12 protein-coding genes are annotated in these 12,395 nt (G+C 54.5%); 7 read left to right on the top strand and 5 right to left on the bottom strand.

Translation table 11 applies throughout. The annotated features are described in order from the left end of the window. From pheP to NMC31_RS00205, 5 genes are all read left to right on the top strand, one after another. On the top strand, positions 1 to 1,389 hold the full coding sequence (pheP, locus tag NMC31_RS00185) for a phenylalanine transporter (protein WP_253896566.1): 1,389 nt from the start codon (positions 1 to 3) through the stop codon (positions 1,387 to 1,389). A 223-nt stretch (positions 1,390 to 1,612) separates the two neighbouring features. After that, positions 1,613 to 2,854, top strand: coding sequence for an MFS transporter (locus tag NMC31_RS00190; RefSeq protein WP_253896567.1), 1,242 nt, complete (start codon positions 1,613 to 1,615; stop codon positions 2,852 to 2,854). A gap of 16 nt (positions 2,855 to 2,870) precedes the next feature. After that, positions 2,871 to 3,899 carry a sugar phosphate isomerase/epimerase family protein gene (locus NMC31_RS00195; protein ID WP_253896568.1) on the top strand — a complete coding sequence of 343 codons (1,029 nt, stop codon included), beginning with the start codon at positions 2,871 to 2,873 and terminating at the stop codon, positions 3,897 to 3,899. Then, positions 3,896 to 5,047 (top strand): Gfo/Idh/MocA family protein, encoded by a 1,152-nt coding sequence (locus NMC31_RS00200; protein ID WP_253896569.1) that lies wholly within the window; start codon positions 3,896 to 3,898, stop codon positions 5,045 to 5,047. The genes NMC31_RS00195 and NMC31_RS00200 overlap by 4 nt, the downstream gene beginning before the upstream one ends. Before the next feature lie 77 nt (positions 5,048 to 5,124). Next, complete coding sequence (locus tag NMC31_RS00205) at positions 5,125 to 6,105, top strand: LacI family DNA-binding transcriptional regulator (protein WP_149464321.1); 981 nt, start codon at positions 5,125 to 5,127, stop codon at positions 6,103 to 6,105. Here the strand turns inward: NMC31_RS00205 and NMC31_RS00210 are convergent, their stop codons facing one another. From NMC31_RS00210 to NMC31_RS00230, 5 genes are all read right to left on the bottom strand, one after another. After that, entirely contained in the window at positions 6,106 to 7,353 is a 1,248-nt protein-coding gene (locus NMC31_RS00210) for a mechanosensitive ion channel family protein (protein WP_149464322.1), read from the bottom strand. It abuts the gene before it with no gap. Positions 7,354 to 7,544: 191 nt separating this feature from the next. Beyond that, on the bottom strand, positions 7,545 to 8,198 hold the full coding sequence (gene nfsB / locus NMC31_RS00215; RefSeq protein ID WP_015965445.1) for an oxygen-insensitive NAD(P)H nitroreductase: 654 nt from the start codon (positions 8,196 to 8,198) through the stop codon (positions 7,545 to 7,547). 123 nt (positions 8,199 to 8,321) lie between these two features. Then, on the bottom strand, positions 8,322 to 8,690 hold the full coding sequence (locus NMC31_RS00220; RefSeq protein ID WP_253896570.1) for an MmcQ/YjbR family DNA-binding protein: 369 nt from the start codon (positions 8,688 to 8,690) through the stop codon (positions 8,322 to 8,324). Positions 8,691 to 8,739: 49 nt separating this feature from the next. Further along, positions 8,740 to 9,921 carry an aminotransferase-like domain-containing protein gene (locus NMC31_RS00225; protein ID WP_253896571.1) on the bottom strand — a complete coding sequence of 394 codons (1,182 nt, stop codon included), beginning with the start codon at positions 9,919 to 9,921 and terminating at the stop codon, positions 8,740 to 8,742. A gap of 131 nt (positions 9,922 to 10,052) precedes the next feature. Next, positions 10,053 to 10,631, bottom strand: coding sequence for a TetR/AcrR family transcriptional regulator (locus tag NMC31_RS00230; protein ID WP_149464325.1), 579 nt, complete (start codon positions 10,629 to 10,631; stop codon positions 10,053 to 10,055). Between the two features lie 171 nt (positions 10,632 to 10,802). On the opposite strand from NMC31_RS00230, the gene NMC31_RS00235 reads away from it, so the two are divergent. Together NMC31_RS00235 and NMC31_RS00240 are read left to right on the top strand one after the other, a co-directional pair. After that, positions 10,803 to 11,918, top strand: coding sequence for an MBL fold metallo-hydrolase (locus tag NMC31_RS00235; protein WP_253896807.1), 1,116 nt, complete (start codon positions 10,803 to 10,805; stop codon positions 11,916 to 11,918). A 36-nt stretch (positions 11,919 to 11,954) separates the two neighbouring features. Next, the gene (locus NMC31_RS00240) at positions 11,955 to 12,299 is read left to right on the top strand and encodes a RamA family antibiotic efflux transcriptional regulator (RefSeq protein WP_015965440.1); all 345 of its coding nucleotides are present in this window, start codon (positions 11,955 to 11,957) and stop codon (positions 12,297 to 12,299) included. Positions 12,300 to 12,395: the final 96 nt, after the last annotated feature.

A 12,395-nucleotide genomic window follows, 5' to 3' on the forward strand; every position in this document is an offset into this window, starting at 1 on the left:
GTGAAAGACACGTCCTCAGCATCCGAGCGTATTCAGGATGCTTCGTCGGAACAGGTTCCGACGCTGCAACGCGGCTTACAAAACCGACATATTCAATTGATAGCTCTTGGCGGCGCGATTGGCACCGGTCTGTTCCTCGGCATTGGCCCGGCGATTCAGATGGCGGGCCCGGCGGTTCTGCTGGGCTACGGCGTTGCCGGGATTATCGCATTTCTGATCATGCGCCAGCTCGGTGAAATGGTCGTGGAAGAACCGGTATCCGGGTCGTTTGCTCACTTTGCCTACAAGTACTGGGGGCCGTTTGCGGGCTTCCTCTCCGGCTGGAACTACTGGGTGATGTTCGTGCTGGTCGGCATGGCGGAGCTCACCGCAGCGGGCATTTATATGCAGTACTGGCTGCCGGATGTGCCTACCTGGATCTGGGCGGCAGGCTTCTTTGTGCTGATTAACGCCGTCAACCTGGTAAACGTTCGCTTATATGGCGAAACGGAGTTCTGGTTTGCGCTGATTAAGGTGCTGGCTATCATCGGCATGATCGGCTTTGGCCTGTGGATGTTATTCACCGATCATGGTGGCGATCGCGCCAGCATTGATAATCTGTGGCGTTATAACGGGTTCTTCGCCACCGGCTGGAATGGGCTGATTACCTCACTGGCAGTGATTATGTTCTCCTTCGGCGGGCTGGAGCTGATTGGTATTACCGCTGCAGAGGCGCGTAACCCGGAGACCACCATTCCAAAAGCAGTAAATCAGGTGGTGTACCGTATCCTGCTGTTTTATATCGGTTCGCTGGTGGTTCTGCTGGCGCTTTACCCGTGGGTGGAGATCAAGTCCGATAGCAGTCCGTTCGTGATGATCTTCCATAATCTGGATAGCAACATCGTGGCATCGGCGCTGAACTTCGTAATTCTGGTGGCGTCACTTTCGGTGTACAACAGCGGCGTCTACTCCAACAGCCGTATGCTGTTTGGGCTCTCAATGCAGGGTAACGCGCCGAAGTTCCTCACCAAAGTCAGCCGTCGCGGTGTGCCGGTGAATTCACTGCTGCTTTCCGGGGCGATCACCTCGTTGGTGGTGCTGGTGAACTACCTGTTGCCGAAAGAGGCCTTCGGCTTGCTGATGGCGCTGGTTGTTGCCACGCTGCTGCTGAACTGGGTGATGATCTGCATGGCGCACCTGAAGTTCCGTGCGGCGATGCGTCGCAAAGGCCGTGAGCCGAAGTTTAAAGCGCTGCTGTCGCCTGCAAGTAACTACATCTGTATCGCCTTCCTGCTGATGATCCTCGGCCTGATGTGCACCATGGACGGCATGCGGCTGTCGGCAATTCTGCTGCCAGTGTGGGTGGTGTTCCTGTTTATTGCGTTTAAGACGTTGCGGCGCAAAGGGTAAAACTCAGTCGGCGAAAACGTCTCTGTTTTCGTGCACGCATTAAGCCCGGTGGCGCTATGCTTACCGGGCCTACAAACATCGTACCCGCACAGATACTGCTTCCAATATTTTAATCGTGACCCATCTCCCAGATCCCACTTATGATCCGCGATCTTCTTATTGTAATCGATTACTTTTCTTTTCAGGGTTAATTGTAATCGATTACTTTTTGAGGGTGGCAAACATGGTGTCAACAATCGAAAGTCGTAATGGCCTCGCCGTTCAGCATCGTATGCTGGTTCCACGGCTGTCGTTAATGATGTTTATGCAGTTCTTTATCTGGGGCAGTTGGTCGGTCACGCTCGGGCTGGTGATGACTCAGCACAACATGTCACTGTTAATTGGCGATGCGTTCTCCGCAGGCCCCATTGCGTCTATTCTTTCCCCGTTTGTGCTGGGCATGCTGGTGGATCGCTTCTTTGCGTCGCAGAAAGTGATGGCGGTGATGCATCTGCTGGGCGCGGCGATCCTTTGGTTTGTACCGCAGGCGTTAGTGGCGCAAAACGGCTCGCTGCTGATTGCGCTGTTGTTTGGCTATACGCTTTGCTATATGCCGACTCTGGCGCTGACCAATAACATTGCCTTCCACAGCCTGGCGAATGTCGATAAAACGTTCCCGGTGGTGCGCGTGTTCGGCACTATTGGCTGGATTGTGGCGGGTATTTTTATCGGCGTGACGGGGATTTCCGATACCACGGGCATCTTTACCCTGGCGGCGATGTGTTCGGTGGCGCTGGCGGTCTACAGCCTGACGTTACCGCATACCCCGGCTCCGGCAAAAGGGTTGCCGGTTAAGCTGCGCGATCTCTTTTGCGCCGATGCTTTCGCGCTGCTGAAAACGCGCCATTTCCTGGTCTTTGCTATCTGCGCGACGCTTATCTCTATTCCGCTGGGCACCTATTACGCGTATACCGCGTCCTATCTTGCCGATGCGGGCGTGGGAGATGTCAGTACTGCGATGACATTCGGTCAGATGTCCGAGATTTTCTTCATGTTGGTTATTCCTCTGCTGTTCCGCCGTCTGGGCGTGAAGTACATGCTGCTTATCGGCATGCTGGCGTGGTTTGTGCGCTATGCATTCTTTGCGCTGGGCGTCAGCGAAGAGGGGCGCTTCCTGCTGTATCTCGGCATTTTGCTGCACGGCGTATGCTATGACTTTTTCTTCGTGGTGGGTTTTATCTACACCGACCGCGTGGCGGGCGAGAAGGTGAAAGGGCAGGCGCAAAGCATGGTGGTGATGTTCACCTACGGTATTGGCATGCTGCTGGGCTCGCAGATTTCCGGTGCGCTCTACAACCGTCTGGTGGCCGGGCACAGCGTGCCGCAGGCATGGGTAACCTTTTGGTGGATCCCGGCGGTTGCCGCCGCCGTTATTGCCATTATTTTCCTCTTCTCGTTTAAGTATGACGATAAGACGCAGGCGTAGTGTTTAAGGAGGTGGTATGAAAACAATCAAAGGACCGGGCATTTTTCTTTCTCAGTTTATCGCAGGTGATGCGCCCTTTAATACCCTGGATGGCCTGGCGGAGTGGGCTGCCGGGTTAGGCTATAAAGCGCTGCAAATTCCCTGCAATCATCCGGCGATATTTGACCTGGAAAAGGCGGCTGCCAGCCAGACTTACTGCGATGAGATTCGCGGCAGTTTGGCTGAAAAAGGGCTGGAGGTAAGTGAGTTATCGACGCATCTGGAAGGGCAACTGGTGGCGGTGCATCCGGCCTATGATGATGCGTTCGATCACTTCGCGCCGACCGCGCTACGCGGCAACCCGCAGGCGCGCCAGCAGTGGGCGGTAGAGACGGTGAAGAAAGCCGCGCAGGCATCCGCCCGGCTGGGGTTATCGGCGCACGCAACCTTTTCTGGCGCGCTGGCGTGGCCCTATTTTTACCCCTGGCCGCCGCACAATGCCGCCCTGTTGCAGGACGCCTTTGCTGAGCAGGCGCGTCGCTGGCAACCGATTCTGGATGTGTTTGATGAGCACGGCGTGAACCTGTGTTATGAAATTCATCCGGGTGAGGATCTGCATGACGGTCTGACGTTTGAGCGTTTTCTGGAAGGTGTAGGACATCATCCGCGCTGTCATATGCTTTACGACCCCAGCCATCTGCACCTGCAAAATATCGACTATCTGGCGTGGATCGATATCTATCATTCACGCATTAAAGCGTTTCACGTTAAGGATGCCGAGTTTGAGCGCAACGGGCGCAGTGGCGTGTACGGCGGTTATCAAAACTGGCTCACCCGAGCCGGGCGCTTTCGATCACTGGGCGACGGACAAATCGACTTTAAAGGGATTTTCAGCAAGTTAACCCAGCATGATTACGATGGTTGGGCGGTGCTGGAGTGGGAGTGTTGTCTGAAATCCGCAGAAGTGGGGGCACGCGAGGGAAGCGAGTTTATTCGTCGGCACATCATCCCGGTATCCACTCGGGCGTTTGATGATTTTGCCGCCGGCAGCGAGGCAGAGAAATGATTCAGGTAGGAATTATCGGCAGCGGATTTATTGGCCCGGCGCATCTTGAAGCGCTACGTCGTCTCGGTAACGTGCAGGTGGTGGCGTTATGCGACAGCAGTCTGGCGCATGCGCAGGCGAAAGCGGATGAACTTTCGGTGCCGCACGCGTATGGCGACGTCGACGCCTTTCTGGCGCATCCGGGCTTGCAGGTGGTTCACAACTGCACGCCCAATCATCTGCATGCGCAGATTAACCGGCAAATTCTTGCCGCCGGGAAGCATATCTTCTCGGAAAAACCGCTGTGCCTGACGCCAGATGAGGCGCGGGAACTGGTGACGATGGCGGAGGGCGCGGGCGTCGTGCATGGCGTCAGCTTTGTTTATCGCCAGTTCGCGATGGTGCAGCAGGCGGCAAGTATGCAGCGCAGCGGCGCAACCGGGCGGCTGTTCTCGGTTTACGGTAGCTATTTACAGGACTGGATGCTCAACGAAACGGATTTCAACTGGCGCGTAGATGCCGCACAGGGCGGGGCATCGAGGGCAATGGCGGATATCGGTTCACACTGGTGCGATACGGTGCAGTTTGTAACCGGCAAGCGCATCGTAGAAGTGATGGCGGATCTCGCGATTGTCTGGCCGACGCGCAAAGCGAATGTTGCAGGTTCCTCAACGTTTAGCCCGCAGACGCAGGCCACGCAGTACGCGGATTATCCTGTCACCACGGAGGATGCGGGTTCGGTACTGTTTCGATTTGACGATGGCAGCAAAGGTTGCTTTAGCGTCTCGCAGGTGAGCGCCGGGCGTAAAAATCGTCTTAGCTTTGAGCTCAACGGCAGTGAATGCTCGCTGGCGTGGGATCAGGAAGTGCCGCAGCAGCTGTGGATTGGCAAGCGTGAAGGGGCAAATCAACTGCTCAGTGACGACCCTGGATTGCTGAATCGGGATATTGCCGATAGCGCCCATTTTCCCGGTGGCCATATTGAGGGCTGGCCGGACGCCTTCAAAAACATGATGCAGAACTTCTATCGCGCGGTGGCGCAGGGGGAAATGCCGCCAGCCAGGTCGCGACGTTTTGCCTCCTTCCGGGACGGTGCAAATGTGATGTATATCATTGACGCAATTATGAAAAGCCATCAGCAACAGCGTTGGGTACGCGTAGCGGATTAAGCGTCTGCCCGGTTCGCCGGGCGGCGTTTTTATGATAGCCTGCATCCCACGCGTTAATAGCAGGATATCTCCTTCCTATGTCCATTCAGAAAATTGCGCGGCTGGCCGGTGTGTCGGTCGCCACGGTGTCGCGCGTGCTGAACAACAGCGACACCGTAAAGCCAAAAAACCGCGAGCGGGTACTGCAGGCGATTAAAGAGAGTAACTACCAGCCAAACCTGCTGGCGCGTCAGCTACGCACAGCGCGCAGTTCGATGATCCTCGTGATGGTTTCTAACATCGCCAACCCGTTTTGCGCCGAGGTGGTGAAGGGCATCGAAGAACAGGCCGAGAAAAAGGGTTATCGCATTCTGCTGTGCCATTCCGGTTCTGATATCGAACGTTCGAAATCCGGTTTGCGCTTGCTGACCGGTAAGATGGTTGACGGCATTATCACTATGGATGCGTTCAGTAAGTTGCCGGAGCTGAAAATGATTATCGGCGATGCGCCATGGGTGCAGTGTGCGGAGTATGCCGACACCGGCTCGGTTTCCTGCGTGGGAATTAACGATGTCGATGCTGCTCAGCATGTGGTGAGTCATCTGGCCGACAGTGGCCGCCAGCGCATTGCGTTGATTAACCATGACCTGAGCTATAAATATGCCCGTCTGCGCGAGCGGGGCTACAAAAGCGTGCTGCATGTGCGTGAGCTGGAGTATCAGACAGTAGAATACGCGGCCGAGCTGAGTTCTGCGGCGGGGAAAGCGGCAATGGAAAAATTACTGGCGCAACAGCCGAGGCCGGATGCGGTGTTTGCCGTTTCTGATACCCTGGCCGCCGGGGCGATGCGCGCGATTGAACAGGCGGGGTTGAAGGTTCCGCAGGATATCGCTGTGGTGGGGTTCGATGGTACCGAGCTTGCGGAGATGGTCTCCCCGCAACTGACGACGGTGCAGCAGCCTTCGCGCGAAATAGGCGCGAAAGCGGTAGAACTGCTGCTAAAAAGAATTGAAAACCCGGCCTCACTGGCCGAGCGAGTGATGATGGACTGGCGCTTTATTTCACGCGCCAGTGCCTGATTATTGCGGTTGAATCGCGCCTGCCAGCGAGCGAATATCGTTCCCGGTAGGCGACTGATATACGCGCAGGCCAAACTCTTCCACCACCGCAAAAATATGGTCGAAGATATCCGCCTGAATGCTTTCATATTCCGCCCATACTACCGTATTGGTAAAACAGTATATCTCCATCGGCAGGCCGTTATTATCTGGCGCAAGCTGGCGGACCATCAGCGTCATATCTTTACGAATACGCGGATGGTTGCGTAAATATTCGTTGAGATACGCGCGGAACGTACCGACATTGGTCATTTTGCGCAGATTCAGTACCGAGGCTTCGCTACCGTGCTCGCGGTTCCATTCATCGATTTCCTGATGGCGCGAATCCATATACGGTTTTAGCAGTTTAGCCTGAATCAGACGCTGCTGTTCCTGCTCATCGAGAAAATGTACGCTGGTGGTGTCGATATTAATGCTGCGCTTAATTCGACGCCCGCCGGATGCGGACATACCACTCCAGTTTTTAAAAGAGTCAGAGACCAGCGACCAGGTTGGAATGGTGGTAATGGTGTTATCCCAGTTACGCACTTTTACCGTGGTCAGGCCGATATCCGTTACCGCGCCGTCTGCGCCATATTTTGGCATCTCCAGCCAGTCACCAAGCTTCAACATGTCGTTGGCTGAAAGCTGAATACCCGCAACCAGGCCCAGAATCGGGTCCTTAAACACCAGCATCAGCACGGCGGCCATTGCGCCGAGGCCGCTAATCAGAATCGCCGGTGATTGCCCCAGTAGCAGAGAAATAATCAGAATGCCGACCAGGATGGCGCTGACCAGTTTCACGCCCTGGAATATACCTTTAAGCGGTAACTGAGACGCAGCGGAAAATTTCTGGCTGAGATTAAAGATGACGTCTAATAATGAGAAGAAAGACAACAGGGCATAAAGCATGACCCACAGTTGGGCACAGGTTGTCAGAATTTGTGCCGCATCACTGCCTTTTTGTAGCCATAAAACGGCCTGTACGTTGACGATAATCCCTTGCAGGGTAAACGCCAGTCGATGGAAAAGTTTATTCTGGGTAATGATTTGCAGCCATAATTTGCTGCTGGCCTGTGCGCGTCGTTCAAACGTCCGTAGCACAATGCGGTGCAGGATAATATGTACGACAATTGCGGTAAGTAAAATAATACCAAAGATAATCACCAGGGAACTGGTGTGATTTATTTCGATGCCGAGTTCTTCGACCTGAGCTATCAATTCCTGCATAACATCTCCTTTATAACCAGTGCCTATAATGGCTGCTGAGGGAATATTATGCAAATTGGGGGCACGGTGCAGTTTGGTGCCCTCACCCCGGCCCTCTCCCACAGGGAGAGGGAGAAAACCAGCACCAAAATTTCACCTGGCGCGATCGGTTCCCTCTCCCTGTGGGAGAGGGCTAGGGTGAGGGGGATAAGTTAAATCTCAGTCAAGATTTCTGACAGCGGCAGACGCGATTTTGGCAGTGCAGCGTTGAAATCTTCCACGCTGTGATGACCTACCGGCACAACCACCAGGCTGGTGAAGCCTTTCTCTTTCAGGCCAAATTCGGCATCGAGCACGGCGGCGTCGAAACCTTCAATCGGTACCGCGTCCAGGCCCATCGCGCCCACGCCCAGCAGGAAGTTACCGACGTTCAGGTAAACCTGTTTTGCCATCCATTGATCGTCGTCTTTCAGATCTTTGCGATGCATATCGGCGAAGAAGGTACGACCTTTGTGGTTTGCGGCTTTTGCTTCCGGGGTGGCAAAGCGGCCATCGGCCTCTTCCTGATCGACCACTTTCTCAAGCCAGGCGTCATCCATTGCAGTTTTGGCGCAGAAGACCACCACGTGAGAAGCGTCCAGCATTTTACGTTCGTTGAAGACGTAGTTACCGGCAGCGGATTTCGCGACGCGCGCTTTACCTTCATCGGTGCTGGCGACGATAAAATGCCACGGCTGTGAGTTGGTGCTGGACGGGCTGAATTGCAGCAACGTCTTCAGGTTGTCTGCCTGCTCAGCGGTCAGTTTTTTGCTGGCGTCGAAGGCTTTAGTGGAATAGCGCTTTTTGGCAACGGAAATGATATCCATAACAACTCCTGAATGATAAAAAGCACCGCGCAAGCGGTGCGTTAAGTCGGAAAAGGGTACAGCGCGGAAGGCGATTTGAGAAGTGTGAAAAATGCGATAACAGTTATTGATAAAAACGGAAAATCATTGAGGACGAAACCGTTTTTGCTCTCGTTTTGGTAACTTATCGACAACGCGCTCCCATGAATCGGTAATCAGCGATTCCAGTAACTCAGGCGTAATATCATCACCCGGATAGACGGAGATCCAGTGCTTTTTATTCATATGGTATCCCGGTTTGATGCTGGGATAGATAGCCTGATTGAGCAGCGAAATTTCCGGGTTTGACTTCAGGTTAACCACCGGCAGACCACGCGTCCACAGGTTGATCATAAAGATTTTCCCGCCGATACAGAACACATCGTACTCCGGGCCAAAAGGCCAGGTCAGCTCGGCAAACGGCATCTCCAGCGCCAGGCGTTTTGCGCTGGCATGCAGTATTTCACTGTCCATAGCGCCTCCATTTTGCAAAACGGGAACGGCGGCACCGTTCCCGCCAGATTTACAGTGATTTTGCCAGGCGATCGACCGCCTCAATTAACCCCTCGTGTGACACGGTGGAGTAAGAGAGACGCAGCGTCGTAACATCTGGTGCGTCGTTATAAAAGGCCTCGCCGGGTACAAAGACCACGCGGTTTTCCAGCGTCTTTTTCAGCCATTCGGTGGCATTAAATGGGTAGCGGAAATGGGCCCACAGGAACATCCCGCCTTTCGGACGGCTGAAGGCAAGATGATCGCCCAGTTTGGCTTCCAGCGCACTCGCCAGGGTTTCGCATTTTTTACGATAATCTTCGCGGATCAGCGCAATTTGTGCGGGCAGGCGATTAAGCGAGAGATATTGTGCCGTGATTTGCTGCGACAGGGTGCTGGTATGCAGATCGGTCGCCTGTTTTATGATAATGGCTTTGCTCGCCAGCCATTCCGGCATCACCAGCCAGCCCACACGCATCCCCGGTGCCAGAATTTTGGAGAAGGTGGAGGTATAGATAACCTGGTCAGTGCAGCCGAGCGCCATGGCATGTTGATAAAGCGGCTGCGGGCGTTCATCAGTAAAGCTGATTTCACCGTACGGGTCGTCTTCAACGATGATAAAACCGTGCTGTTTTGCCAGCTCGACCAGGCGACGGCGGCGCGGTTCACTGAGGGTTTTACCGCCCGGGTTACCAAAGGTAGGCACCAGATACACCACTTTGACCGGGCTGGTTTGTACTAAATCGGCCAGCTGTTCAACCAGCATGCCATCTTCGTCAGTATCGACACTCTGAATGTTGGCCTGCGCCAGCTGGAAGACCTGCAACGCTGCCAGGTAAGTTGGGCGTTCGACAACCACCACATCGCCAGGGTTAAGTAACGTACGGGCGACAATATCCAGCGACTGCTGAGAGCCAGACGTGATGTAAACCTGTGACGCGTCGCAGGCCACGCCGCGCTGGCGACAAATATCGGCAATCGCCTGACGCAGCGGCGGGTAACCTTCACTCAGGCTGTACTGCATCGCTTCCTGAAATTGTGACGCCATAACCTGCTGTACCGCGAGTTGAATACCTTCGTTATCAAACAGTTCTGGCGCAGGAATGCCGCCGCCCAGCGAGATAACGCCGGGCAGTTTGCTGTGTTTGAGAAGTTCGCGGACGGCGGAAGGTTTCAGCCCTGTGGCGCGCGATGCCAGCTGATGTTCGAACATAATGACCCTGATTTCATGATGATGAGAAGAGGGTCTACTATAAAACAGTCTGCGGCAAAATGGCCGCAGCTTTTTAATTTTCAGAATATCGTGCTGTCAACGTGGGGGAATCCGCTCTCTGTCGGATGGGGTTAAGGCTTTTCCTCGGCCAGGGCACGCCACATCGCTTCAAAGCCCAGTGCTTTGAGTTTGTCCGCACGCGCAGGCTGCTGGCTGGCGAATTCAATGGTGGCTTCCGCCAGTGAAAGGAACAATGCGTCGCCGAAGGTCTCGAACTCGCCGGACAGATACACCGGGCGCACCGAGCGTTGGCACAGGCGGTTGAGTTCCGGGAACATCTCTTTCACCTGCAGTTTTGTCTCTTCGGTGATTTTCTCGCTCATCGACATACGGCGCATGGCGCGGTTGCCGACCGGATTGCGCACGCCCCAGTCGATGTAACTGTTCCAGATACTGTGAATCACCTCTTTTGGTGCTTCAGAATTGCTCAGTCCGGCGATCATCGCCTGGCAAAGGTCGTATTTCAGATGCAGGTAAAGCGCATTGAGCAGATCGTCTTTGGTAGCAAAATAGCGGAACAGGGTGCCTTCAGCGACTCCCGCGTTGCGGGCGATCAGCGCCGTAGAGGCCGCAATGCCGGATTGGGCAAAAGCCACCGTTGCGGCATCCAGTAACGCCTGCTTTTTATCTTCACTCTTGGGACGAGCCACTACACTTTACCTCACTGCGAAAAAGTAGAGATTGAAACACGCAACCCGGCCTCACTTCAACGAGGCAGGTCAAAATTCGAAAATCGGCTTGACGATTTTTTCTTCCTTTCTCTATAATGAGTGCCTACTCACTCATAATCAAGTTTTTCACGCTGCTTCAGGATGAGGCATCTGTCTGGTCAGGAAATGAAACCTTTCATCATCAGTGTGGTTGTCATCATGCTTATTGCATCCGCAGCGAGTCTGCCATTTGTTCTGAATGCCGGTTTCGGCCAGGCTCCCCAGGGGGCGGAGAAAAGCCGGGTAGAGGCGTCGCCAAACTACCGTGACGGTGTGTTTAACAATCAGCTGCCCACGCCGGGGTTTACCAGCGACAAAAACATGCTGGTGGCCTGGTGGGAGTTTTTGACGGTCAAACGTGAGAACGCGCGTCCGGCGCAACCGCTGCCGATGGTCGCCACCGATCTGGCAAACATCCCGTTGCAAGAAGACGTCACGGTTTGGCTGGGCCATTCATCGTGGTACCTGCAACTGGCCGGGAAACGCATTCTGATCGATCCGGTGTTCAGCAGCTACGCCGCACCGTTCTCGTTTCTGAATAAAGCGTTTGCCGGGGACTATCCATGGCGTGCGCAAAATATGCCGGAAATCGATCTGCTGATTATTTCGCACGATCATTACGATCATCTGGATTACGCGACGATTAAGTCGCTGATCCCGAAAGTAAAAAGGGCGGTGGTCCCGCTGGGCGTTGGGTCGCATCTGCGTTACTGGGGAATGAATGAGGCGCGGGTGACCGAGGCCGACTGGCAGGAACAGGTTGAAATCAGCCCGTCGCTGAGCGTGCATGTGTTGCCCGCGCGGCATTTCTCCGGGCGCGGTATTAAGCGCAATCAGACCCTGTGGGCCAGCTTTATGTTTGTTACCCCGCAGCGAAAAATTTACTACAGCGGTGACTCCGGTTATGGGCCGCACTTTAAAGCCATTGGTCAGCAGTTTGGTTTTGTCGATGTCGCGATTCTGGAAAATGGTCAGTATGACCAGGACTGGCGTTACATCCATATGCACCCTGAAGAGACCGCGCAGGCCGCCGTTGACCTGCATGCCGCTGCCGTGCTGCCGGGCCACTCCGGGCGCTTTGTGCTGGCAAAGCACACGTGGGATGACCCGTACAAGCGGCTTGCGCAAGCCAGTCAGGGTAAGGCTTATCGTCTACTTACGCCGATGCAGGGCGAGCCCGTAGCGCTTGCCAACCGTACACAACAATTCCGGGCCTGGTGGGAATAATCACCAGCAGTAATAAAAAAAGAAGGAGAGGGAAGCATGACTATTTCCGCTCAGGTTATCGACACTATCGTTGAGTGGATCGATGACAACCTGCACCAACCGCTTCGCATTGACGATATCGCACGTCACGCGGGCTACTCGAAATGGCACCTGCAACGACTCTTTTTGCAGTATAAAGGCGAGAGTCTGGGGCGCTATATTCGCCAGCGCAAACTCAGCCTGGCGGCGCAGGAACTGAGGACGACCAATCAGCGTGTGTATGATATTTGTCTGAAATATGGCTTTGATTCGCAGCAGACATTTACCCGCGTTTTCACCCGCACGTTTAACCAGTCGCCGGGCGCGTACCGTCGGGAGAATTATTGTAGTCAGATGCATTAGTGGCGGGTGCGACCTGTTCCCCTAACCCTCTCCCGTAGGGAGAGGGGACCGATGGTGCCAGTGGTCAGGCATGTGCGGTTTTCTCCCTCTCCCTGC

It is taken from the genome of Pseudocitrobacter vendiensis, from assembly GCF_943590815.1.
Taxonomy (GTDB): Bacteria; Pseudomonadota; Gammaproteobacteria; order Enterobacterales; family Enterobacteriaceae; genus Pseudocitrobacter; species Pseudocitrobacter vendiensis.